Origin of the sequence: Maribacter sp. UBA3344, from assembly GCF_002362375.1 — a bacterium.
GTDB classification, from domain to species: Bacteria; Bacteroidota; Bacteroidia; order Flavobacteriales; family Flavobacteriaceae; genus Maribacter; species Maribacter dokdonensis.
This window is the reverse complement of sequence record NZ_DERI01000016.1, coordinates 32520-58118: the sequence shown is the minus strand read 5'-3', so window position 1 is coordinate 58118 and position 25599 is coordinate 32520. Positions and strand designations below refer to the sequence as shown.

Genomic DNA, 25599 nt, shown 5'->3' with positions numbered 1-25599 from the left:
CCCCGACTCTCGATTCAATATATCCAAATATGCACTAGGCATATTATATGGTATGTTTCTTAATTCGTGTTCCTCTCGAACAGGTCCTCACCCGTTCTCGATTCTTATAATCTCCACAATATTTCAATGAACTTTAATCCACTCCGCCCTTGGATCCTGCGACCTTCCCGGCTTCGTTTCCCTTAGGTGTTTCCCTAAGCGGCTGCAAATATACAACTGTTTTTTAACCTGGCAACTTATTTCGAAAAAAATATTCTTTCTTTTTTTTCCCAGACCAACCAACATATAAATGAACCTTTTCCAACTCCCGATTCAGAACTCGTCTTCCTCGCTAGCGGGGTGCAAATCTACAACCTATTTTCCAATGAACAAGACTTTTTTGCAAAATAAATACAAGGTTTTTTGCAACGGACCATATCAACCTGATTCAACGGAAGTTAGAAAACAAGGAAATAATAAATTGCTTCAATTTTAAGCATCTGAATTTAAATGACACTTAAAGACCTTATGTTTTACATAGCTTTTTTGATCAAGAAAAGAAATTCCATACCAAACCAAAACGTATAACAAAGTCCCGATAAGGGTAATTTGGTGCAGCATAATAATCATATCCAGAAAACGAAGCGTTAAAATGTTCTGCCTTTAAATAAATTCTAGTCTGTTGTATTCTTGCATTAATAAAGAAATCTAACAAAGGGAACCCACCCAACTCTTCTTTATTTTGAACATAAAATTCACCCAGTACAGGGTTATACCCATTCATATTATAAGCAGTAAAGTATTTAAAGGTTACACCCGTCTGTAAAAACATTGCTTTCTTAAAAACATCAGAAGAAAAATACAATGTGTTTCTAGTTACCAGTTGCGGAACATTGAGTACTTGAGAATCTTGAGTCACATTTTGATACATGACCGTATTATTCAATGCAAACATTCCAACCCTAAATTCTTTTTGATATTTCACTTTTAGATGAGATACCGTATTACCCTCTTGCAACGGTTTTATAAATGCATTATCCAACCCATCGGCAATTACCTCTTCTGATACAGGGGCAAAATATGTATAGTTATCTAAATTACCATACTTCACCATTAAGTGTCCCCAAGTTTTGGACAACAACTCTCCTTTTAAACTACTTGCTCTTTCCTTTTCAAAAACATTACTATTATCCCAGTTATAATTAAAATATTCACTTTGATACAATAAGTAGTTAAAATTGGGCAACCTAGTAGAATTGTGCAAGGCGAACCTTACCTTATTATTATCATTAATATTATAGGATGCGGAGGCATTGAATACATTACCCGCCAACTCACCTGAAAGATTATATTTTAAATCCGCATTAAAATCAAAACCACCTATTCGTTTTTCATACTTTCCCACCAGTCCAAACTCAGTTCCGTTCAACCTATTGGGTATTACCGTTCCATCTGCTTCAATAAGCCTGCTATTGAAATAATAATCGTAATTATACATATTAACACCGCCTGTTAGCCTACCAAGTGTCTTGTTGTAAAATTCTATATTAACCTCGTTATTAAAAGTCTTCAAAATTGCCTTATCATCTATAGCACTTAAAATTGCATCACCAAATAATGTATCATTCGATGTTTCTATAAACTGATAATACTTGGTCTCATAATCAAAACTATGTCCTATAGATAATGCCGTTTTTTCAAACCGGGTAGAATCTAACTGTTTTCTCACCAATTTATATTGATGGTCTAAGTAATATCTTTTACCTAATATCTTATTTTCAGCATCATCTAACAAGACATCTACCCTTGGTCTATTTATAAAATCCTCATCACCAGATTCAAATTGCTCTTCTTTTTCTGCCAAGCCTCCATTTTCTTCAGACGAAATATTCTGTGCAGCTATGTGCGCTCTTAACGAATATCTACCGTTTTTAGATAAATAATTTGTAGTAGTTATGAAATTACCTGATTCTATTTGAGTATCATTATACTTACCAAGGGAACGAAAGCCTATATAACCAATAGAAAAATTTAACCTTCTAGAGGTATTGAAAGTCAAATTTGCGTCTAGTAATTGACCTTCTTCCAAAGTTGTTTTAAAAAACAACTCGGTCATTGGGGTGGCTACATTATAATAATTAATTTGTTCTTTCTCTAGGTATTTACGGTCTTTTGCTAGTGCCCCAAGATTTGGATAGCTCCCCACCCTTTCAAAATCAACCCCAAGTTCGTTATAGGCTTGCCCAATGTTGGAAAAAGACATTAACTCAAAGTCATCTTCACGCAAGTAGTTATACTTATACTCCTTTTGGATAGTCAAAGTTGTATCTAAAAAGGTAGTATCTCTTTCAAAAGAAATTATTTTATAATCTTCTATAGTTAAAGTTATAGAATCATTTTTAAGCTTGTCTTTTGGATTTATTGGCTTTGTTTTCTTTACCAATGAAAGCGAATCGCCTTTTTTCTGTGGTTTTCCAATTACATCTTGTCCAAAAACAATTGACGTTGTAAAACACAATAAAACTAAAATTATATATTTCATGAAGCAATGTTACCCTTGCAAAGTTAATTTTTTTGTTGCTAAGTAAATGTGAAAGTTTAAGGGAGTTTGTTACGTTATCTACAAAGGATAAACAAATAAATATTAAAATTTAACTGATCACTCTATTATTAAAAGAAATATTTTTCTGATTTTTATAAAAAAATGTTAATGAAAGTTCTACTTTTTAATATAATAGTACTTTTTGCTATTATAAATGTTAGTGCGCAATTCAATGAAAATGCGCCATGGATGAAAGATTTAAAAACCAATCAGCAAACATCCAAATCTTCTTCCCCAACAAATTCATTGTACGAAATTTCGAATGCATTCAATAACTATTGGAGCGATAAGGATTATACAAAAAAGGGAAGCGGGTTTAAACCATACAAAAGGTGGGAAAATTATTGGACCCACTATATTGACAAAAATGGCAACCTTCCCACTTCTAAACAATTATGGGAGTCTTGGAAACGCAAACATGAAAGTACCGGCAAAGCAGCGAACCCTATTGCCAGCTGGAATTCCATAGGTCCCTTTACACATGATACTTATTCTGGCGCATTAAATGGGCAAGGTAGAGTAAACGCAATTACCGTAGACCCTAACAATGAAAACATCTGGTACGTAGGTGCGCCCGCAGGCGGAATTTGGAAATCAATAGATGGTGGTTCTTCATGGGTGAATTTATTTGATGATTTTCCTCAAATAGGAGTCTCCGGTATTGCAATAGACCCAAACAATTCTCAAATCATCTATATTGCTACTGGTGATGATGATGCTGCTGATTCATATAGTGTAGGTGTTTTTAAATCTACTGATGGAGGGAATAGTTGGAATGAAACGGGACTAAACCCAAGTAATTCTAATATTAACTTATTAATGAGCGAAATTACCATAGACCCAACTAACTCGAATATTATTTGGGTAAGTACCAGTGCGGGTCTTCAAAAATCAACAGATGGAGGAGCTACTTGGTCCGTAAAAAGAAGCGGTAATATTCAAGATTTCAAATTAAAACCCAATGACCCCAACACCATATATGCAGTATCTTCAAATACTTTTTTCAAATCTACAGATGGTGGAGATAATTTTGTTGAGATCACAAATGGCATTCCTTCAAGTTCAGGGAGACTTGCTATAGGAGTTAGTGGAGCAAACCCATCTGGAGTATATGTTTTACGAGCACTAACAGGAGGTAATAGCTTTGCCTTTGGTGGATTGTACAAATCACTGGACAGTGGAGAGTCTTTTACGAGGACAGCTAGCGAACAAGATATTTTTGAATCTAACCAAGCTTGGTTCGATCTTGCCATTGAGGTGTCACCATCAAATTTCAACGAAGTTTATACGGGTTGTCTAAATGTCTGGAAAAGCACCAATGGAGGCGATACTTTCATTAGAATCAATAGATGGAACGTTACCGATCAAGGATATACCCACGCAGATATACATACTATTAAAATTTTCAACAACAAACTCTATGTTGGTAGTGATGGGGGTATTTATATGTCTGAAAACGGAGGAAGTTCTTTTACCGATTACACCGCAGGCATCAGTATTAGTCAATTTTATAGAATTTCTGTAGCAAAAAATGATGCAGGCAAAATAACAGGAGGTCTACAGGACAATGCAGGTTTTATACGAAACCAAGAACAATGGCATGTTTTCACCGGTGGTGATGGAATGGATTATGAAATTGACCCTAATAATAGTAGTTTAGTTTATGGATTTGTCCAGTTTGGAGGAAGCCTATTCATCTCATCAGATTCCGGGCAATCTGTTGGGGTAGTCGCTGCACCTACAGATACAAATGGCAATACCATACAGGGAAATTGGATTACTCCTTTGGCTGTTGCCTCAGATGGTTCTGTTTATGCCGGTTTTGATGCTTTATACAAATTAGAAAACAACCAATGGAGCAAAATATCATCTTCAATTGGCACAGGCAATATTGACGATCTTGAAGTTGACCCTAATAATCCTGAAACTATATTTGCCGCTGAAAGTAATATACTATATAGAAGTCGAAATGGCGGTGCCACTTTTAGCCTCATAAAAGTAATGGATTCGGAAATCTCAGATATGGCAATTAACTCAAATGATAGTAATATTATTTATCTTACTACATCTGACAGAGTGGGTATCGCCCAAAATGAACAACCTTCAGAAAGAGGAGTTTTTAAGGTTACTATTGGCGAATCAGAAACAATTTCAGAAAACATCACCTTCGATATTCCAACCGATCAAGCATTTTTCTCAATAGCTCACCAAGGCAGACATACCGAAAATCCAATTTACGTAGGTACAAGCTTAGGTGTTTACAGATTAGACGACACCCTTTCAGAATGGGAAGAATACTTTGCCAACCTGCCAAGTGTTGCTATAAGTGACCTAGAAGTCAATTTAGATGGAGAAAAAATTATTGCTTCAACATACGGTAGAGGTGTTTGGGAATCTACAATACCAATTCAAATACCCGACAATGAAGTAAGATTAGTATCTATTACCCCAAACTCAAACGAAGTGCTTTGCGACTCCTTTACCCCAACGGCAACTGTAGAAAACCAAGGACTTAATACCATTACCCAAATTGATATCACCTATACTATTAACAATAATCCAGAACAAACATTTACTTGGACAGGAAATCTATTAAGTAACGCTACTGAAACTATTGCTTTACCAATTGAAACCTCGACCAATTTTGGCAATTCCAACATATCCATAACAGCAACCATTACTAATGACAGCTACAGCGACAACAATACTCTTGAGAATAGATTTTTTCTTAATGTACCAGGGTCCGGTGGTGAAGTTAACACGTTTGAAACCGAAGAGGAATCCCTAATTACTTACAATGATGGAAATTCTGAAGTGGTTTGGCAGAGAGGAGTACCTGCAGGGTCAAAACTAAATACCGCCACGTCTGGAACAAACGTTTACGGCACCAATTTAAGTGGCGATCACCCCAATAGTACAAAAGCTATTTTATTGAGCAATTGCTATGACATGACCTCTATAATAGCCCCTGTCCTAAAATTTAATATGGCTTATGACCTAGAACTAAATTTTGACATAGTCTATGTTGAGTATTCCATTGACGGAGGTATCAACTGGGATATTTTAGGCAATATCGACAGTCAACCAAACTGGTATAACAGCAACCGAACCAATGCCTTATCAGAAGAAGCCGATGATTGCCAAAACTGCCCTGGAGCTCAATGGACCGGTGAAAATACAGTAATGACCGAATATGCCTATGATTTCAATTTAAACGCAGCCAATGGCGAGACCAACCTTACAGGTGAAAGTAACGTGGTTTTTAGAATTGTTTTTCAATCTGATCCAGCGGTCACCCAAGAAGGTGTGACTATAGACGATTTAGTTGTTGATGGCTTACCTGACGATGACGATGATGATGATGACGGAATTTTAGATAGTAATGATAATTGTCCTTTAATTGCAAACGCAGATCAATTAGATACCGATAATGATGGTATTGGTGACGTCTGTGACACCGATGACGACAACGATGGAATTTTAGATGTTGATGACAATTGCCCATTAATTGCAAACCCAGATCAAGAAGATGATGACTTTGACGGCATTGGTAATCCATGCGATAATGATAGTGATAATGATGGAGTACCTAATGATATTGACCAATGCAATGACACACCCAATGGAACAGTTGTAAATACTACTGGTTGTGAGGTTTTCTCTTTACCGAACACAAATTTTCAAATTCAAACTATAGGTAGCTCATGTAACGCTAGTAACAATGGTAGCATAGTGATAACCACTGCCAACAATACCTACACATATAATGCTGTACTAACCGGCACCGATACTTCAATAAGCGAAAACTTTACTGATGAAAGTTCATTTTCCAACTTATCTGCCGGTAGTTATCAATTATGTGTAACCGTAGAAGGACAAACTGATTATGAAATTTGCTATGACCTAGTTATTTCTGAACCTGAGTCGTTGTCGGTGTCAGCCAAAATCAACTCATTGAGTAATGAAGTTACGCTTAGCTTAGCAGGTGGAGAATTATATACCATATTTTTAAATGAAAAGATGTACACTACTACAGCTAAAGAGATAACTTTACCTTTAGATACTAACAGCACAGAACTATTAGTTAAAACAGATCTAGATTGTCAAGGGGTTTATACTGAAAATATTCTTCTAAATGATGAATTCTTTATTTACCCAAACCCAATTGAAGGAGGTGATTTAACCATTTATTTAGGTGCAAATTCTACAACAGAAGCTACTATTTCCCTTTACAAATTAAATGGGTCTAGTGTATTTTCGAAAAAAATGAAACCCATCAATAATGAAATTAAAATAAGCGTTAACAATTTAGCCACCGGTGTATATATGTTAAATGTCACAAATGGCAATACGCTTTCTAATTATAAAATTATAAGAAAATGAGAATACTAAAACATATAACTTTCATGTTTTTGTTCGGATCACTTTTGCTTTCATGTGGTGGTGGATCGGACAACGAAACGCCTATAGAACCTGTTGCACCAGTTGTAGTAGACCCAAGTGCAGCATCCCTTATATTTCCCGAAGACAATACAGAATGTAATGAAGGAGTCATAAATGCTAACGATGACACTAGAAGTACGGTAAATTTTCAATGGTCAGCCTCTGAAAATACCGACTCATATGAAGTTAAAATTAAAAATCTAGAATCGGGAAGTATTACAACGGCAACATCTACAACAAACCAAGTTGATGTGTTGATCAATAGGGGAACACCGTATGAATGGTATGTAATTTCACTTGCCAGTGGAACAACTTCTACCGCAACCAGCGATACTTGGTCATTTTACAACCAAGGACAAGGTATTGAAAATTATGCTCCATTTCCGGCTGTTGCGATTACCCCACAAAGAGGTGCTACTATAACCGATACAAGTTCAACCATTACACTTGAATGGTCTACATCTGATGTTGATGATGATATTGTTTCCTATGAGATACTATTTGATACTGTTAATGAGCCTACCACCTCATTAGGGAGTACCACGAACACTACGATAAACGCTTCTATTTCAACAGGCAATACTTACTATTGGAGAGTAATTACAAAAGACTCATTCGACAATACTTCAAACTCAGAATTATTTGAGTTTCGTGTGGAATAAATAAAAAAGCCAAAGATGTTCATCTTTGGCTTTTTTATTTAATTTTTGAAATGCTATTACAAAGAATTAAAGTAGTTAAGAAATGCTATTACATCTTGTTCTTTTCTAAGATTTAATTTCTTTTCTTTAACATATAACTTCATTTCATTTTTCTTACTCCCTGTAAAATCTAAAATATTATTTTTTGTTAAGCGTACTTTAACTGCGTGATTTTCAGAATCCTTATTTCTGTTGTCTAATATATAATAAGAACTATTCCATACATATGTTGGTGGAGAATATTTCTCATAAGAGGTACTAGGAGTACGCGCCTGCTTTAATAAGGCTTCAGGTTTAAACAACAATTTTAAAGGTCCCTCATTCAACTCTGTGAAATAGCTAGTTTTAATAGATTTATCATTATCTACATAAGTATAAATACGATATAACTTGCCGTCTATCTCAACTTTAATATATGCTCTTTTAAGTAGTGAGTAATAGGAATCCTTAGATAAATTATCTAAAATTTCTACTTCATTTCTGTAGGCATTATATCTCATTTTACCTACTTCCTCGACTTTTTCGTTTACGATAACTTCACCGTGTACAAATTCTTCATTTAAATACGGACTTCCTTTCGCCTTACTAGGCTCTATTTCCGTACTGCTGGTAACAAAATTAACTATTCCTTCTTCAGGAACAGGAGAATAAGCATTTTGTCCATTTACGTTGTTGATCACAAAAGTGGCAATGAAAATTACCGTTAAAATTTTATTCATTTTATGCATTGATTTTGGGACAATTTAAATGTTTATTATGAATTGCCGTGTTTAAAAACTGTTATTAAAAACTTAAAATATATAGTTTTATAACAAATTAATATAGGACCATTCTACTGCTAATTTTACAGGTTAAGGCATATCACTGTTTAAAAAAGAAATAGCAGAACTATCAAGATTATAGTGATAAGATCTCCAATAGAATCCAGTACCCTCAAACTCCCAAACTACCTCTTTTTCATTAGTTACTTCAATAACACCCATAGAACCAGAAGTTATCAATGTATTGCCATTATCTAAACGAATGGCTCCTGAAACTCTAGCTGAATATAGATTATCTCTAGTGTATTGCCATACAGTTTCCGGTTCATTGTTTTCATTAGGAATTAAATTCAATTCCGCAGGTAAGCTAAATTCATAAACTATAGATTGTTTAGTGTCCCCATTTCCATTAGCATATACTAAAATATTTCCAGCACCCGGTAAACCATCTTGTAAAATATTGGGAAAATGATTATTGTAAAACAATCGTTCACCACTCTCATTATTATAAGCACTAGGATTTCCAAAACGATAAACTAAATCACCTCCTTTACCATAATTACCACCAGAATCAACTGTGGCTTCCTCTGCTGTTGTGCTATGATCAATAACCCAAACCTCACTAAAATAGTTTACGCTTAAATAAATTATATCTTTATTACTGTCATAACTTAATCCGTTAGCATGCATTATATCTCCATCTGGTCCTGTTTCCTCTCTTAAAACATCTATAAAGTTAATATTGATTTTTTCAGGGTTATCTGCTACAATACCAAAATACGGTTTAGAACTATCTGTATCCTGAATGATATGATCCCAAGAATCCCACTTCCAAACAACTTCATTTGTAGCTGGGTTTATTTCTATTATGGATTCCGTATACACTTTTTCCTCTTCACCAAGGTAACCTATGGCGTCAAGTTCATCGGGAAGTCTTAGATCCCACACTATGGCCAATACATTTCCATTAGGCAACATTTCTACATCATGATGAATAATATGCTCTTCATTTGCCAATATATACTCCCAATCAATTGAACTATCAGGGTTTATTAGCTGAATGATACCCCCAAAACCTCCAAAGCTAAAATCTGGACTTTCTACACCTAATGAAGCTAATAATTTACCGTCTGACAATAATTCCACATCATTACCCAATCCAAATTCCAATTGCCATTCATGAATAATTTGAGCAGAATCTTTTGCCATTAAATACACCCGATCGTCAGTAGCTTCATTAAATAAAACATATCCTTCCTTGGACAAAGAATTATCATACAATAACACATTACCTGTTTCCCCTTCTAGAGGATAAACCGTTTGAACAGGATCATCTGATTCTGACTCCTCTTCTACAACTTCTTCTTCCATCTCTTCAATATTATTAACAGTTTCATTATCTGAAGAACATGCAATACTATTTAACAAAAGGCAACTTAATACACTAATAAATAATTTATGTTTCATAACAAGTTAAATTGGTTTTCTATTCTGTCGTTCTATTAATCTAAACTTTAGTAAAAGGTAAAAAAAAATCAGGCTAAATTGCTTCAGCCTGATTTTAGAAATATTATAATGATGTATTTATATCATTATGGATTTAAACAAAAGTTCAAATCTTACTTACAATAATCTATTGTAAGTAAACCTGCATCTGCACTTTCATAACCTCCAGCAACTTCGCCGCTTGGAGATATAATTTCAAATCCAATTTCACCATACTGGTCTCCTGGAAAGAACCACTCTGCAGATTCAGTACCTTCAGGTATCGTAATCGTCACTATTCCTTCTGAACCATTATTAGGTGTACATTCGCCATCTCCTAAAAATGTACCCGCAGCACTACCATAAGGAGAACAAAGTCCAACTTCCAAAACAGTACCGTCATTTAAAGTAATGGTTAAACCTGAACCACCAGTAGCTGTATCTGTCTGCCAACCATCTCCATAAGAGTCAGTCATATTAATAGTCCATTCTCCAGCTGCAATAGGACATTCTCTATAAAATTCTAAATTTAGAGGTGAATTTTCTATGACAATATCATTTGATCCAGAAACGTCTACCAAATTAAGAACAAGATTTACTCTGCCTTCTTCTGGTAAAGCATCGAAATTACCTGTAATAGTAACCGTTGACCCGAAAGCTCCAGCTGGAATTGTTAAACCACTTATAGTATACTGGTCTGAAGTTGCTGTTGAAGATGGATCTACCTCAACGGAAATAGTTCTTTCACTATCCGTTTTGGTACTAACAAAAACATCTACATTAATTGATGCACCCTCAGTAGGAGTTGGCACTAAAATAGAACTTGCCGAAAACTTGGCCAATGTTTGACCATTTTCACTATCAAATACTATATTCTCTTCTTCACAAGAAACAAAAGCAAATAGTACCGCTATTATTAAAATATATTTTTTCATAATTATACTAGTTTTTAATATCCAGGATTCTGAACCATGTTTTGATTAGCATTGATTTCCGCTATAGGAATAGGCAATTGAAATCTAAAATTGTCAGCATCAATTGTTGGAAAATCTGGAGGAGTTCCAGAACCATCAAGTATATCTCCCATAGTAGAACGAACAACAGGCTCACTGCGACGCTTTAAATCAAAAAATCTATGACCTTCAAAAGACAATTCAACTCTTCTTTCAAATTGAATGGCATCTTCTAATGCTTGACCTGATTCACCACCATCATATGATACGTATCTTAAATCTCTAAGTTCGTTCAATGTAGATAATGCATCTTGACCTAATTCATATTGCGCTTCCGCTTTATTCAATAATACTTCAGCAGCTCTAATAACTTTTACATCTACACGACCATTAACTTCACCTGTTTCGCCAAGAAACTTATTAATAGCGTTGTATTGATTACCACCATTTTCCCCGATATAAGAAATTACACCCAAGCGTTGATCATCTTCATCAATACTATTATAAAAATCAAAATCAAAAGCATACTCTAGAACATCGGCAGTAGATGTAGTTTGGCTATATAATACCCCTACATTATTTCCACTACTCTCCGAAGTAGTATTAATAGCCAATTTGATCACTATACCTGCTTCATTAGCATCTGTGTAAAGCCCTTCTAATTCTTCAGCTGTAGCAAGTGGAACACTTACTTCATTTGCTGCATCAATAACCTTTTGGTATTCGCCATTATAAAGATAAACCCTAGAAAGTAAGGCGTAAACACCTTCTTTATTCAGTTTACCTTCTCCATTATCATCCCCAATTAATTGACTAGCTCTTTCCAAATCACCAATGATTTCAGCGTAATTACTCGCAACGGTTTCTCTAGCAGGCTCTGCAAAAGGATCCTCTGTATCGCCATCTTCAACTTTAAGGTAAACAACACCTAAAGAAGCGTTAGCATCTGCAGATTGTGTTGGTATTTTACCATAAACCCTAACCAAATCAAAATGAGCCCAAGCTCTAATTGCTAAAGCTTGCCCTAAAATGTTATCCTTATCTGCACCATCACCAAGGTTATCAATCTGAGCAATTACCAAATTGGCAACGTTTACAGCTTCATAAGCTTCACTCCAATATAAATCTATTGCACCACCTGTACTTGCAACATATCTATAATTGTAATAATCCTGATTAGAACGTCTACCTGTTTGTGCAATGATTACATTATCAGAAAGTATGTCCGGTATACCCTGTAAACCCGAACCAGTACTTGAATAATAATTCCACAATTGTCTATAAGCACCATCTACACCATTTTGGAATGCCGAAACACTATTAAAGAATGTTTCAGGATTACCTTCTACGAAAGGTTGTAAATCATTCAACTCGTCATCGCACGACATAAAGAATCCGAACGAAAACAAAAGAACTAATATTTTTATATTATTTTTCATTTCTAACTTTTTTTTTGTTTTTAAAATCCTACTTCAACACCAAAAGTATAAGACCTTGTGTTTGGATAGCTAAATAGGTTAAATGATCCTGGCACGAAACCAGTATCTCCAGGCTCTCCTGATTCCGCAGAACCTAAACCTACCTCTGGATCCCCATTAAAATCAGTGATCGTGAATAAATTCTGTCCTGACACGAAAAATCTTAAAGAGTTTAGACCAATACCGTCAATCATATCTCTAGGCATGTTGTAATCAAGAGTTACTGTACGTAATCTTAAGTAATCTCCTTTTTCCAAGAATCTTGTTGAAGTTTGATCAGCAGTACTTTGATATAAAGGACTAGGCAATACATCAGTATCTCCCGGTTGTTTCCAATAGTTAAATGCCTCAACTCTTTGGTTAGCATCAATATTTTGTATAGCAATACCCTCTGAGCGTTGGAAGTTATAGATGTAGTTTCCACCTTTATAAACGAAATCACCTCTAAGGCCAAATCCTTTATAAGAAAATGCAGTGTAGAAACCACCTTCAAAATCCGCTATAGGAGATTTTCCTTCCTGAATTTGTTGAAAACCGTCACTAAATTCCTCAGTAATATTCCCATCTAAATCATAGTATAAAGGCGCACCATTTGCTGGGTTTACACCAGCGTACTCTACTGCATAATAAGAATTGATTTCCTCTCCTACACGTAAAATATTATCTCCAAATGTACCTGTTATGATATCTTCACCATCTACCAATTCAACAACCTCATTATCAATAAAGGTTATGTTACCACCTAAAGTCCATTTAAAGTTCTGAGTTCGGATAACATCTCCACTTAGAGAAACCTCAATACCCGAGTTTTGCAACTCACCAATATTTGAGAAGATAGAGTTGTTCTCATCCCCTACTGTATAAGAAATTGGACGATCTAACAATAAATCTTGAGAGTTCTTTTTAAAGTAATCAACTACACCATTTAATCTGTTGTTAAATAAACCGAATTCAACACCTACATCAAAAATAGCTTGAGACTCCCACTGAATTTGAGGGTTACCCACACCTACCGGTAAAGCAGTTGTTTGACCATTATACGTATTTGCAAAATCCAACAAGTTTAAGTATTGGAAATCACCAATGTTTTGGTTACCAGAAGTACCGTAAGATGCTCTTAATTTCAACGTATTGAAAATAGAGTTTTCCATAAAACTTTCGTTAGCAATATTCCATGCCGCACTACCGCTGTAGAAATAACCGTATTTATTATCTGGACCAAATCTAGAAGAACCATCACGTCTTACAGAACCAGAAACAATATATCTACCATCATAATCATAATCCACAAACAAACCTTGAGAAAATAAAATTCTTCTAGATTCATTTGAACCTACAGAAGTTGCCTCTGCAGCCACATTTAAATATGGAATATCTGGAGAAGGAAAACCTCTACCTGAAGCAAACATACTTGTAGCAATATTCTCATTATATTCCAATAGGAAACTAGCAGAAAGATTATGAAGACCATTAAATGTATCTGAATACGTAAATACGTTATTTACATTATATTCGAAATCTACATTTAAATTATCTGTTTGAGTTCCTGGAAAAGCAGCAGAACCTACAATTGAATTTAAGACACCACCTGCGATTGAACGAGATGTTCTATTATATCTATTGCTAATTAAACCAACACTAAAATTATTGGAGAATTTCTCCCCAAACGTCATACCTGCGCTTAAGTTACCAATTAACAATAAGTTTCTAGTATCTTCCGGTTCTGTTTGTAATGCTAGCGCAATTGGAAAACCTGATCTTGTAGGATTATAAACATTATCACCTTGAGCATCAGTAACTATAGAGCCATCATCATTAGTTAAAAATAATGGATCATATGGGTTATAATCATACATAGCTCTAAAAGGGTTCTGTACATTGTTTCTATCCCTTGGTAAATCTGTAGTACTACGAGAAACCGAAACGTTAGCCCCAATATTCAACCAATCTTTTGCTTGGTAATTCGTATTTAAACGAGCAGACACTCTTTCAAAACCATCAATATTTTCAATAATACCAGAGTTCTTATCATATCCTAATGATAAATAATAAGTTAACTTTTCATCACCACCTGAAACAGAAAGATTGTTTGATTGGATAACAGAATTCTTAAGCAATGCTTCTTGCCAGTCTGTATCTAATGCAGTTAGTCTAGCCAACTCTTCAGGAGTTGCATTTGCTCCAGGCATACTACCGGCAGCACCTACACCCAAGGCAGCGTATTGACGCTCCAACTCTAATTTTTGAGATGCATTCATCAAATCAAAATTATTAGGGATCATTTCACCAAAACCATAAGAAGAAGAGAACTTAACTCTTGCGTCACCTGCTTTACCTTTTTTAGTGGTAATCAAAACAACACCATTAGCACCACGAGAACCATACTTAGAAACGGTAGCCGCATCTTTCAAAATTGAGAAAGTCTCAATATCACTAGGATTCAAGTTACTAATTGGATTGAAATCCCTTTCTGTGTCAATCGGAATAGGCACACCATCAATTACATATAACGGAGTAGTTTGTGCGTTGATCGACCCTACACCTCTAATTTGTACGAATGCCGTATTACCAGGTCTACCGTTAGCAGCTGTAACCTGCACACCCGCGGCTTGACCTTGTAAAATGTTATCAATACTAGTAGAAGGAACAAAAGCCTCTATCTTTTCAGTAGATACAGTAGAGATCGCCGATGTAGATAATTCTTTTGACCTAGAACCATAACCTACAACAACAACTTCTTCCAATGCCTCAGCATCTTCTTCCAATTGTACATTAATGGTATTGGAAGCTCCAACACTCATCGTCACTGTTTTTTGACCTAAATAAGAGAATCTTAATTTTTCGCCTTGATTTACGTTAATGGCATAGTTACCATCAAAATCTGTTTGAGATCCGTTCGTTGTACCAACAACTACAACAGACACTCCCGGTAAAGGCAAACCGCTTTGATCGGTTACAACACCGGTCACTGTTTTTTCCTGTGCAAAGGAAAATGTCATGAAGAACACCAATAAAGGCGTCAACATCCACGTCAACTTCTGTTTCATAAAATTTGTTTTTGAATTAGCTTGCGCCAAAAGTCCAAAAATTTGCTTAGTATTCCAAAAGCTATCTTAACCCAAAAAAGTTATATGTTAAAAAAACACTTATTATTATTTTTTATTCTGTATTTCATCGATTTTGTTGAAAATAAAACAATTATTTAACAATAATTCAATATTTAAAATTCAAAATTTTAAGTTAAAAAAAACATAATGCTTCTTAAATTTTACAAAAATATTAACGAAACCGGTACTGACGAGGCGGGAAGAGGTTGTTTAGCGGGACCTGTGACCGCTGCAGCAATAATTCTGCCAGAAACATTCGAGAATTCAATTTTAACAGATTCAAAGCTGTTATCAGAACACAAAAGACAACTTTTAGAGCCATTATTAAAGGAAGATTGCATTTGTTTTGGAATTGCCCATATACAGCCAGAGATCATAGATGACATCAATATTTTAAATGCTTCTATTCTAGGAATGCACCATGCAATATCCAAATTATCGCAAATCCCAAGCCATATCATTGTTGACGGCAACAAATTCAAACCTTATAAAAAAATATCCCATACCTGCATTGTCAAAGGTGATTCTAAATATTTGAGTATAGCTGCAGCTTCTGTCTTAGCAAAAACAGCACGTGATGCCTATATGCTGAAATTGCATGAAGAATACCCTATGTACAACTGGAAAAAGAACAAAGGTTACCCTACCAAAGAGCATAGAGAAGCAATTAAAAAATATGGTATAACCAAGTACCACAGAACAAGTTTTAAGCTTTTGCCAAACAACTGATATAGTTTTACAAATAGTATAACTTTGTATAAATTTCTATTCATGAGACCTTTTCTAGCATACCTAGTTATTGCCTTTATTTGCTATAGCTGTACTTCTAAAAAAAAGAACGATAGTTCACCTTTAAAGGTAATACCTGAAAACGCTAGCTTAATATTTCAAATCAATGATTTTGAATCGGTTAAAAATGAATTTTCTTCCAATGAAATTCTAAACGGTTTAACATTGAATAAACCATTTTCTACATTAAAGAACACCCTTAAAGACTTAGGTCTTTTATCCAATCAAAAAAACGGATTGGTTGCGCTCTCCGTTGACAGCCTAAATATAGATTACACCTTTATAACAAAAGATAGTCTCTCCATAGATAACTGGGCAGAACTAACCAGTAAAAGTAAAGAGGACCTCACTTTCAACGACTACACGGTTACAAAATACACAGTTGATAATGCAATATTCTACACTACATATCTTAATGATTTCTGGATTATGTGCTCTTCTCAACACCTACTTCAAGAAAACATTAATTCTGTAAACTCACCTCAAAAAAACAGTTCATTTAAACAACTTTACGAAGTATCCAACCATGAAAAGCTCATTAACATTTGGCTTGATATAGATAAAGGAACCACAATACTTAACAATCTTTTAGGCAAAGACCAAAAGGTCTCCAATTTTGGTAGTTGGTTAACACTTGACGCCACTGTGCATGGTAACGAATTAATTTTAAGCGGCATAGCACAGCCAAATGACCTTAATCAATATTACTTATCATTATTCAATAATATAAAACCTATAGAGAACAAAGTTTGGAATTTGGCTCCTAGTAATAGCAAATACATAACCTCATTTGGTTTTGACGAATTCAATAAATTCATTGAAAATAAAACGCTAAACAACTACCCCACCCAACTTTTAGATTCACTATTAAGTACTGTTGAGGAAATTGGCATTACCGAAATTGACCAAGAAAAAATGCTGTTTTTAAAAACTTATGGTACCGCTACTTTACTTGACTATTTAAATACCGAAAAAGTAAGTACTGAAGAATTTAGTGGTAATGAAATATGGGAACTACATTCTGACAATACTATTTTTGCAACAATACAACCTTTAATTGGTGATATCACATTCACCTTCGCCAGTATTACCGAAAACACCTTTATTTTTTCAACATCTAAAACCACACTAGAATCAGCCATTTCTAAAATAAAGACTGGAGACACCTTTGATAAGACACCTATATATAAAACCATTGAAACCAACCTTACCCAATCATCGAGTGTGCTTTCAATTTCTAATTTTGAGGGCAACGCTGCCTTCTTAAACGAATCGGTTTCTAAAACCTTGGGTAGTTCGTTCAGCAATAGTCATTTAAAAGATTATGTTTTTGCATCACAGATTATCGCAGATAATGGTTTCTACCACACTAACTTCTTAATTAAAAAGGTTACTAATGAAGATGTTCAAAACACAGTATCACAAGCATTTGAAATTCAATTTAATACTGACCTTGCAACATTGCCCCAATTTGTAACCAACCATAATAATGGTAGAAAAGAAATTATAGTACAGGATCAAGAGAATATACTTTATTTAATTTCCAATACCGGCAAGATTCTCTGGAAGAAACAGTTAGATGGTACAGTTCAAGGAAAAGTACACCAAGTAGATCTTTTCAAAAATGGTAAATTACAATTGGCATTTACTACAAACAACGAGTTTTTAATTTTAGACAGAAATGGAAAAGAGGTAAAACCGTTTAAAATAAACTATTCTGGCGGCAACCTTAATCCACTAGCGGTTTTTGACTACGAAGGAAATAAAAACTATAGATTCATAGTCACACAAAACAAAAAAGTACATATGTACAATAATGAAGGTAAAACAGTAAAAGGATTTACATATGATACTGCCGAAGCCAACATACTAAATTCTCCCCAACATTTTAGAATTGGAAAAAAAGACTACATTGTTCTTAAACTTGATAATGGCAAACTAAAAATATTAAATAGAGTTGGCAAAACCAGGATAAACATAAAAAACAAGTTTTCATTTTCCGATAATGAAATTAGGTTATACCAAAACAAATTTACTTTTACCTCGATGGATGGTATTTTATACCAAATTGACTCTCAAGGAAAAATTTCATCGAGCAATCTAAATCTAGACAAAGATCACGGTATAGATGCCACATCTAGAACTTTAGCCATAATGAACGACAATATTTTACAAATACGAGACAAAAAGGTTGAACTTGAGTTAGGGGTTTATACCAAGCCCGTTATTTTCTACCTCAATGATAAAATCTATGTATCTGTAACGGATATTCAAAATCAGAAAATATACATGTTTGACAGTCAAGCCGAAGCCATACCAAATTTTCCGATTTTTGGTAATTCCGTCATTGATATGGCAGATATGAACAGAAACAAAAAGCCCGAACTTGTATTCAAGGATCAGGAAAATAGTATTAAGGTTTATAAAATACGATAACACACCGAAAGTTAAGGTCTACAAACATTTATATACCGACCATACATTTAATCAACATAATTCTTAGGATTTTCATAAATTTAAATAGTTATAATTCAGAACCTTAACTATTATAAAATGAAAACTAAATTATTATTTACACTTGCCCTTTTAACTTGTATCACCACCTCTATCGCTCAAGATAATTGTAGTAAATTCTACCCCATGAACGAAGGTGTTTCTATGGAATACACTAATTATAATAAAAAAGGAAAAGTAGAGGGTGTAAGCTCATATAAGGTCGTAGAGGCCATAAATAACGGAAACGTCACTAATGCCACCATGGCTATAGACCTGAAAGATAACAAAGGGAAGGACGCTTATAGTACCACGTACAATTTAACGTGTACCGGAAACATGGTAACCCTAGATTACGAATCTCTTCTACCCTCTGAAATGATGGAACAGTATGGCGATATGGATATTGAAATATCGGGTAATGATATAGAAATACCAAATGATCTTAGCGTTGGCCAAAAACTTAACGATGCCAATGTTGCCATGAAAATTAGTATGAGCGGTATAAATATGAATATGACCGTTGACATGACCAATAGAAATGTAGAGAAAAAAGAAAGTATCAGTACTCCTGCTGGCACTTATGACTGTTACGTACTATACAGTGAAAACCGATCAAAAATGATGATGGCAAACCAAGTATACCCTTCTAGAGTGTGGCTTGCAGAAGGTGTGGGTATGGTTAAACAAGAAACTTATAAGAAAAATGGAGACCTTATGAGCAGTACCTTACTTACTGCACACAGCAAATAGCCTTATGTCAAAATATAAAAAAACCGAGGCTTACACCTCGGTTTTTTCATTTACCTCAGCTTCAAAAAGTATTTGAAAATGCTTTAGTAATTTTTGCTTCACTTCTTCCAAATTAACTTCTTTCTTACCTAACTCCACGTTTAAAGAAGTAACCGCCTTACCTTTTATTCCGCACGGGATCATTAAATCAAAATAACCTAAATCAGCATTGACATTTAACGCAAAACCATGCATAGTTACCCAACGCGATGCTCTTACACCCATGGCGCAAATTTTGCGTGCAAACGGAGTACCAACATCTAACCACACACCTGTTTCACCAGGCGAGCGCTCCGCTTTCAATCCATACTCCTTTAAAGTCAAAATGACCATTTCTTCCAAAAAACGAAGGTATTTATGTATATCCGTAAAGAAGTTATCCAAATCTAAAATGGGGTAACCTACTATTTGTCCAGGACCATGATAGGTGATATCCCCTCCTCTATTAATCTTATAGAAAGTGGCTCCTTTATCCGCCAAAACTTTTTCATCTACCAAAAGATTGGAAATGTCTCCGCTTTTTCCCAAAGTATACACATGGGGATGTTCAACATAAAGAAAATGATTGGGAGTTTCTAAGTTCAACTCTTCTCTCCTATTGCGTATTTTAAGATCAAGCGTCTCTTGAAATAGCTGTTCCTGATAATCCCAAGTTTCTTTATAGTCTTTAAGACCTAAATCTTGTACTTGTACCTTCTTGTTCATTTTACAAAGGTACGAAAAGCTATAGCCTATTTCTCTAATTCCACTTCAATGACTATAGATTCTGGGTCTTTCATCATTTCTAGAAAATTAACTTCATGTACCATAGTTTTTCCATCCATGGAAAATGTAGCTTCTTCTATGTTGGTAGATTTTACACGTCTTGGAAAATGATACTTAAATGTATATGTAGAGCTAGATAAAAACATTTCTGCACCTGCTAAACTATCTATGCTCCTTTCAAATAATGTTTGATCAAGAATTACTGTCTCTCGTTTGAATTTGTTCTTCTTAAAAGTATAGTTGACCTTTGTTGCTTCTTCTGGAGCACCACCCGGCATAGCATTACCCCCAGCAATGGGACCAATGGAACTTGCACTTTGAAAAGAATTAAATGCATCATTGACTTCTGATACTTTGTTGAATTCAGTAAACATATCAAAATTCATTATTCCTTTATCCGGATCAACGTTCATATGAAGTTTAAAAGGCTCTAATCTTTTTAATTTTTCTTGCTCCTCTAAAGGTAATTTAGCTATGCTATCTTTCTTTTCTATCAACAAATCTCTAAATACCAAAGTGGAGTCTATAGCCTTTTCCAATTTTGTAGAATCTGTTTCTGGCAACATTTGCAACATTTCGCCCCCATCAAAAGAAATACTCATTTTGCCTGAGCCATTTTCATTAAAATAAATTTCTTCTGTAAAATTACAGGCAACAAAGAATACTGTTATTAAAACAGCAGTGAAGGTTTTTAAAAGTTTCATGAAAGATTTTTCTAATTAGGATTGTTCAAAATGACCAATGCGGCAATTACGCCAGGCACCCAGCCGCAAAAAGTTAAAAGTAAAACAATTAGAAAAGAACCACAACCTTTGCCCAAAACCGCTAAAGGAGGAAAAAAAATGGCGAGCAATACGCGAATTAAACTCATTTGATTATTATTTTGATTGATTGATGTACCTTATACGTCGCAAGTATAACCACTTTGTTACAAAAACCGATCTTAAAAACTATCATTATTTAACCAATGCCTAAAAAGTTATTTTTAATTTACCTGCTATTTTCTTTTTCCTATTGTGCCGCACAATACAGCTTTAAAGGTCAAATTGCAGAACAACAGTTTGGCAAAACTGTATACCTTTCCATTATTGAAGATTACAGAAAGTTCGACAAAATTTCAATGGAACAGATTTTAAAGAAGAGTACAACAGATTCTTTGGGCTATTTTAATTTTAGCGGAGATAATTTAATGGACCAAAACAGGATTTATAGAATACACGTGGATGAATGTTCTGATCTTGGCACTAATTCCGATCATTTTTTTGGTAGTTGTGAATACAGCAAAAGTATATTGTTCATTGCCAAAAACACCGACACCATTATGTTTCCGACATCATTTGACAATGAGACGCTATGTGAAATTTCTTCCACTAATTCTTCATCTTCTATGTTTTTGGACATTGATGTTCTAAAAGAACAAATGGCATATGAATTCAATGAATTTAGAAGTAATGCAAGTAAAAAATTAAACTCAAAAAAATGGTTTTCCTCTTTGCAAGATTATGGAGCTAACCTAAATGAACCACTGGCAGAATTATATATTTATAGCTTTTTATCCGATAGAAAAAATGATACTTACTCCTATTACTTAGATGATATCAACAATTCGGATTATTATACATCTCTAGGTAATCGTTTACGTTCTAAATACCCAGAAATTAACCTGACTACATTATATAATAACGAAATAGCGATTGACCAACAAATTGCTGACCGTAAAGACCCTTCAGCCAAACTATGGCAATGGGTATTGCCGTTTTTACTTGTTATTTCTATCGGGTTCAATATCTTTTTAATTCTAAAATCAAAAAAAGATAAAACAAAACTACAAATTTCACCTTTGACCAAACTTACAGAGCAGGAACAAAATATAGTATCCCAAATTCTTAAGAGCAAAACCAACAAAGAAATTGCCAATGACATGTTTATTAGCGTTAGCACCGTAAAAACACACATAAACAACGTTTACAAGAAATTGGGGGCAAGCACAAGAGATGAAATAAAGCAACGTTTTCAATAACCCTATAAATCTCCACCCTGGGTCTAGTCCCCATTTCCACCCCTTAAAACCTAATTTTCCCTAATAATTTCTAGAATTTTCAGATCTAATCTAAAATCATAGATCATGAAATTTTCCTTATTAATTATTGCATTTATTTTAAGCTACACTACTACAATCAATTCTCAAAAAATCAACCAAGAAGTGCATATTGAGAATCAACAACCATTTCTACTTGGCAAAATTACACCCGAAGCTCTTTCCGCAAACACCTATAAAACTTGGTATCTTCCTAATTTCAGCAACTATAAAGCTGATACCGAAAAAATAAAACTCATTAAAAAACACTTAAACGCTTACAAAATATTAATATTTATGGGCACTTGGTGTGGTGATAGCAAACGAGAGGTTCCGCGATTTTTAAAAATTCTGGAGCAAGCTGAATACCCTAATGAAAACTTAAAAATCATTGCCCTTGACAAAAGAAAAGAAGCCTATAAAAAAAGTCCACAAGGTGAAGAGTGGGGATTAAACATTAGAAGAGTTCCTACTTTTATTTTTTATAAAAATGGCAGAGAAATAAATAGAATTATTGAAACTCCCATCACCAGTTTAGAAGATGACATTTTAAAGATTATTACCCAACAAGTCTACGTACCCAATTATGGGACATCATTACATTTTGACTGACAACAATTGATATCATCTAGCTTATGATTAATCGAGTATTTTATAATTAACTAAAACCTTTACAACTATTGTTACGTTAGATAATTATGAAATACTTGAACAAGTTATCCCTTATACCGCTAATAGGTCTTCTGTTTACTATATTACCATCTTGCAGCCAAACCGAAGATATTAGATCCGCACCTATTTCAGAAGATCTAAACAACCAAGAAACCATAAACTATTTGGCTCTTGGCGATAGTTATACCGTTGGAGAAAGCGTTGCGTTTGAAGACAGCTTCCCAAAACAATTGAGTTCCACTATTGAAGAAAATAAAAACTATAAGGTCAATACTACTGTTATTGCACAAACCGGCTGGAGAACCGATCAATTATTGGCATCAATTGGTGGTAGAGCATCTGCCGAGTATAATTTAGTCACGCTACTTATTGGTGTAAACAATCAATTTCAATCTAGACCATTTTCTCAATATGAGACAGAATTTGTAAGATTAATTGATAAAGCCATTAGTCTTGCGGGTAATGATTCTAACAAAGTAGTCGTGCTTTCAATTCCAGATTACTTTTATACGCCTTTTGGCCAAAGTAACGGTAATGACCAAATCTCAAGGGAACTTGACAGGTATAATGATTTTGCCAAATCTACCTCAAAATCCAAAGGAGTTACGTTTCTAAATATTACCGATATTACCAGAAAAGGTTTAAATGAACCTGAATTGGTAGCAAATGATGGTTTACACCCTTCTGCCCCTGCATATGAAAAATTTGTTGAAAGACTCTATCCTTTAGTACGTTCTAGATTGAAAGATTAATACATATCGATTATATTTGCCAGCTAAATAAACGACGGCATGCAATTATCGGAGCAAGAGCTTATCAGAAGAGAAAAATTAGAAAAACTAAGAGCATTGGGTATCAATCCTTATCCAGCTGCTTTATACCCTGTAAATGCTACATCGGCAAGCATTAAATCTAATTATGAGGAAGGTAAACAGGTTATTGTTGCCGGTAGACTCATGTCTCGTAGAATTCAAGGTAAAGCTTCTTTTGCCGAGCTACAAGATAGTTCCGGCCGTATTCAAGTTTATTTCAATAGAGATGAAATCTGTACAGGTGATGATAAGTCTTTATACAATGATGTCTATAAAAAATTATTGGATATTGGTGATATTATCGGTATTGAGGGTGACCTATTTACTACCCAAGTAGGCGAAAAAACCATTATGGTCAAGAAGTTTACCATGTTGAGCAAATCGCTAAGACCTTTACCATTACCAAAAAAAGATGCAGAAGGCAAGGTCTATGATGAGTTCAATGACCCAGAATTACGCTACCGTCAACGTTATGTAGATTTAGTGGTGAACCCAAAGGTCAAAGAAACATTCATTAAAAGAACCAAGATCACCAATAGTATTCGTGAGTTCTATAACGACAAAGGTTATTTAGAGGTTGAAACACCAATTTTACAACCAATACCAGGTGGTGCTACGGCACGCCCTTTCTTAACGCACCATAATGCGCTGAACATTCCTTTATATTTACGTATTGCCAATGAACTTTACCTAAAGAGATTGATTGTTGGTGGGTTCGATGGTGTTTATGAATTCTCAAAGGATTTTAGAAACGAAGGTATGGATCGTACCCATAATCCGGAATTTACGGTAATGGAACTGTATGTAGCCTACAAAGACTACAATTGGATGATGGATACCACTGAAAAATTATTGGAGAAAATTGCGATGGACGCCAATGGGACTACTAAGGTAACCGTAGGCAAACACGAAATTGAATTCAAAGCACCTTATGCAAGAGTACCCATTTTAGAGGCTATAAAAATACACACAGGCATTGATGTTGCCGGTATGCCAGAAGATGAGCTTCGTGAAACGGCTAAAAAATTAGGTCTAGAGGTCGACGAAACTATGGGTGTAGGCAAACTGATCGATGAGATTTTCGGCGAAAAATGTGAGCACCATTACGTGCAACCAACATTTATTACAGATTACCCAAAAGAAATGAGCCCGTTGACCAAAGAGCATAGAGACAACCCTGCTTTGACAGAACGTTTTGAGCTAATGGTAAATGGTAAAGAGTTGGCAAATGCCTATTCTGAGCTTAATGACCCCATTGACCAGAGAGAGCGTTTTGAAGACCAACTGAAATTGTCCGAAAAAGGTGATGACGAAGCTATGTTCATTGACCAAGATTTTCTTAGAGCCCTGGAATATGGTATGCCACCTACTTCTGGTATTGGCATAGGTATTGATCGCTTGGTTATGCTTATGACCAATAATGCATCTATACAAGAAGTTTTGTTCTTCCCGCAAATGAGACCAGAAAAGAAACCTCTTCAATTATCCGATAATGAAAAGGTAATTTTTGATATCCTCAAATCAGAAAAGAAAATGCAATTAGACACACTTAAAAACAAAGCAGATCTAAGCAACAAAGCATGGGACAAAGGCATTAAAGGGATTACAAAACAGCAACTGGCAAAAATCTATAAGGAAGACGATGTTCTATTTGTTGAATTATTAAAATAGCCATTTACCATAAGAATAA

Annotated in this window: 18 protein-coding genes; 9 read left to right on the top strand and 9 right to left on the bottom strand. The window is 34.7% G+C overall.

Annotated elements, in window-relative coordinates:
• Nucleotides 1-529: 529 nt before the first annotated feature.
• Nucleotides 530-2521 carry a putative porin gene (locus tag B2Z27_RS11220; protein ID WP_286813722.1) on the bottom strand — a complete coding sequence of 664 codons (1992 nt, stop codon included), beginning with the start codon at nucleotides 2519-2521 and terminating at the stop codon, nucleotides 530-532.
• 168 nt (nucleotides 2522-2689) lie between these two features.
• Between B2Z27_RS11220 and B2Z27_RS11215 the strand changes: the two genes are divergently transcribed.
• Nucleotides 2690-6964, top strand: a complete 4275-nt coding sequence (locus B2Z27_RS11215; RefSeq protein WP_286813721.1) for a thrombospondin type 3 repeat-containing protein — start codon at nucleotides 2690-2692, stop codon at nucleotides 6962-6964.
• Nucleotides 6961-7686 (top strand): hypothetical protein, encoded by a 726-nt coding sequence (locus tag B2Z27_RS11210; RefSeq protein ID WP_286813720.1) that lies wholly within the window; start codon nucleotides 6961-6963, stop codon nucleotides 7684-7686. The genes B2Z27_RS11215 and B2Z27_RS11210 overlap by 4 nt, the downstream gene beginning before the upstream one ends.
• Nucleotides 7687-7742: 56 nt before the next feature.
• Here the strand turns inward: B2Z27_RS11210 and B2Z27_RS11205 are convergent, their stop codons facing one another.
• The 5 genes from B2Z27_RS11205 to B2Z27_RS11185 all read right to left on the bottom strand — a co-directional run bounded on the left by B2Z27_RS11205 (nucleotide 7743) and on the right by B2Z27_RS11185 (nucleotide 15449).
• Nucleotides 7743-8444, bottom strand: coding sequence for a hypothetical protein (locus B2Z27_RS11205; protein WP_091601940.1), 702 nt, complete (start codon nucleotides 8442-8444; stop codon nucleotides 7743-7745).
• A gap of 132 nt (nucleotides 8445-8576) precedes the next feature.
• Nucleotides 8577-9953: an aryl-sulfate sulfotransferase gene (locus tag B2Z27_RS11200; protein ID WP_286813719.1), complete on the bottom strand. Its 1377-nt coding sequence runs from the start codon at nucleotides 9951-9953 to the stop codon at nucleotides 8577-8579.
• A 152-nt stretch (nucleotides 9954-10105) separates the two neighbouring features.
• Nucleotides 10106-10906: a hypothetical protein gene (locus tag B2Z27_RS11195; RefSeq protein ID WP_286813718.1), complete on the bottom strand. Its 801-nt coding sequence runs from the start codon at nucleotides 10904-10906 to the stop codon at nucleotides 10106-10108.
• 14 nt (nucleotides 10907-10920) lie between these two features.
• Entirely contained in the window at nucleotides 10921-12363 is a 1443-nt protein-coding gene (locus tag B2Z27_RS11190; protein WP_244745074.1) for a RagB/SusD family nutrient uptake outer membrane protein, read from the bottom strand.
• A gap of 20 nt (nucleotides 12364-12383) precedes the next feature.
• Entirely contained in the window at nucleotides 12384-15449 is a 3066-nt protein-coding gene (locus B2Z27_RS11185; protein WP_286813717.1) for a SusC/RagA family TonB-linked outer membrane protein, read from the bottom strand.
• A 207-nt stretch (nucleotides 15450-15656) separates the two neighbouring features.
• Here B2Z27_RS11185 and B2Z27_RS11180 point away from each other — a divergent pair, with 207 nt between their 5' ends.
• The 3 genes from B2Z27_RS11180 to B2Z27_RS11170 all read left to right on the top strand — a co-directional run bounded on the left by B2Z27_RS11180 (nucleotide 15657) and on the right by B2Z27_RS11170 (nucleotide 19544).
• Nucleotides 15657-16238 (top strand): ribonuclease HII, encoded by a 582-nt coding sequence (locus B2Z27_RS11180; RefSeq protein WP_071340244.1) that lies wholly within the window; start codon nucleotides 15657-15659, stop codon nucleotides 16236-16238.
• A gap of 42 nt (nucleotides 16239-16280) precedes the next feature.
• The gene (locus B2Z27_RS11175) at nucleotides 16281-18734 is read left to right on the top strand and encodes a ribonuclease HII (protein ID WP_286813716.1); all 2454 of its coding nucleotides are present in this window, start codon (nucleotides 16281-16283) and stop codon (nucleotides 18732-18734) included.
• A 117-nt stretch (nucleotides 18735-18851) separates the two neighbouring features.
• The gene (locus B2Z27_RS11170; RefSeq protein ID WP_058105246.1) at nucleotides 18852-19544 is read left to right on the top strand and encodes a hypothetical protein; all 693 of its coding nucleotides are present in this window, start codon (nucleotides 18852-18854) and stop codon (nucleotides 19542-19544) included.
• Nucleotides 19545-19574: 30 nt separating this feature from the next.
• Here the strand turns inward: B2Z27_RS11170 and lipB are convergent, their stop codons facing one another.
• From lipB to B2Z27_RS11155, 3 genes are read right to left on the bottom strand one after another with little or no spacing between them, the layout of a single operon-like run.
• Nucleotides 19575-20288 (bottom strand): lipoyl(octanoyl) transferase LipB, encoded by a 714-nt coding sequence (gene lipB, locus B2Z27_RS11165; protein ID WP_058105243.1) that lies wholly within the window; start codon nucleotides 20286-20288, stop codon nucleotides 19575-19577.
• A gap of 26 nt (nucleotides 20289-20314) precedes the next feature.
• Entirely contained in the window at nucleotides 20315-21052 is a 738-nt protein-coding gene (locus B2Z27_RS11160; protein WP_286813715.1) for a hypothetical protein, read from the bottom strand.
• Between the two features lie 11 nt (nucleotides 21053-21063).
• Nucleotides 21064-21219 (bottom strand): YqaE/Pmp3 family membrane protein, encoded by a 156-nt coding sequence (locus tag B2Z27_RS11155; protein ID WP_074669928.1) that lies wholly within the window; start codon nucleotides 21217-21219, stop codon nucleotides 21064-21066.
• Nucleotides 21220-21315: 96 nt separating this feature from the next.
• On the opposite strand from B2Z27_RS11155, the gene B2Z27_RS11150 reads away from it, so the two are divergent.
• From B2Z27_RS11150 to lysS, 4 genes are all read left to right on the top strand, one after another.
• Entirely contained in the window at nucleotides 21316-22368 is a 1053-nt protein-coding gene (locus B2Z27_RS11150; protein ID WP_286813714.1) for a helix-turn-helix domain-containing protein, read from the top strand.
• A gap of 105 nt (nucleotides 22369-22473) precedes the next feature.
• Nucleotides 22474-23037 carry a TlpA family protein disulfide reductase gene (locus B2Z27_RS11145; RefSeq protein WP_286813713.1) on the top strand — a complete coding sequence of 188 codons (564 nt, stop codon included), beginning with the start codon at nucleotides 22474-22476 and terminating at the stop codon, nucleotides 23035-23037.
• Between the two features lie 95 nt (nucleotides 23038-23132).
• Complete coding sequence (locus B2Z27_RS11140; RefSeq protein WP_286813712.1) at nucleotides 23133-23849, top strand: SGNH/GDSL hydrolase family protein; 717 nt, start codon at nucleotides 23133-23135, stop codon at nucleotides 23847-23849.
• Between the two features lie 39 nt (nucleotides 23850-23888).
• Nucleotides 23889-25580, top strand: a complete 1692-nt coding sequence (gene lysS / locus B2Z27_RS11135) for a lysine--tRNA ligase (protein WP_286813711.1) — start codon at nucleotides 23889-23891, stop codon at nucleotides 25578-25580.
• The last annotated feature ends 19 nt before the right edge of the window (nucleotides 25581-25599 follow it).

Coding starts and splice junctions, on each gene's coding strand:
- B2Z27_RS11175 (WP_286813716.1), top strand. CDS start 16,281: ATGAGACCTTTTCTAGCATACCTAGTTATTGCCTTTATTTGCTATAGC.
- B2Z27_RS11180 (WP_071340244.1), top strand. CDS start 15,657: ATGCTTCTTAAATTTTACAAAAATATTAACGAAACCGGTACTGACGAG.
- B2Z27_RS11200 (WP_286813719.1), bottom strand. CDS start 9,953: ATGAAACATAAATTATTTATTAGTGTATTAAGTTGCCTTTTGTTAAAT.
- B2Z27_RS11145 (WP_286813713.1), top strand. CDS start 22,474: ATGAAATTTTCCTTATTAATTATTGCATTTATTTTAAGCTACACTACT.
- B2Z27_RS11160 (WP_286813715.1), bottom strand. CDS start 21,052: ATGAAACTTTTAAAAACCTTCACTGCTGTTTTAATAACAGTATTCTTT.
- B2Z27_RS11190 (WP_244745074.1), bottom strand. CDS start 12,363: ATGAAAAATAATATAAAAATATTAGTTCTTTTGTTTTCGTTCGGATTC.
- B2Z27_RS11195 (WP_286813718.1), bottom strand. CDS start 10,906: ATGAAAAAATATATTTTAATAATAGCGGTACTATTTGCTTTTGTTTCT.
- B2Z27_RS11155 (WP_074669928.1), bottom strand. CDS start 21,219: ATGAGTTTAATTCGCGTATTGCTCGCCATTTTTTTTCCTCCTTTAGCG.
- lysS (WP_286813711.1), top strand. CDS start 23,889: ATGCAATTATCGGAGCAAGAGCTTATCAGAAGAGAAAAATTAGAAAAA.
- B2Z27_RS11205 (WP_091601940.1), bottom strand. CDS start 8,444: ATGAATAAAATTTTAACGGTAATTTTCATTGCCACTTTTGTGATCAAC.
- B2Z27_RS11185 (WP_286813717.1), bottom strand. CDS start 15,449: ATGAAACAGAAGTTGACGTGGATGTTGACGCCTTTATTGGTGTTCTTC.
- B2Z27_RS11170 (WP_058105246.1), top strand. CDS start 18,852: ATGAAAACTAAATTATTATTTACACTTGCCCTTTTAACTTGTATCACC.
- B2Z27_RS11210 (WP_286813720.1), top strand. CDS start 6,961: ATGAGAATACTAAAACATATAACTTTCATGTTTTTGTTCGGATCACTT.
- B2Z27_RS11215 (WP_286813721.1), top strand. CDS start 2,690: ATGAAAGTTCTACTTTTTAATATAATAGTACTTTTTGCTATTATAAAT.
- B2Z27_RS11150 (WP_286813714.1), top strand. CDS start 21,316: ATGCCTAAAAAGTTATTTTTAATTTACCTGCTATTTTCTTTTTCCTAT.
- lipB (WP_058105243.1), bottom strand. CDS start 20,288: ATGAACAAGAAGGTACAAGTACAAGATTTAGGTCTTAAAGACTATAAA.
- B2Z27_RS11220 (WP_286813722.1), bottom strand. CDS start 2,521: ATGAAATATATAATTTTAGTTTTATTGTGTTTTACAACGTCAATTGTT.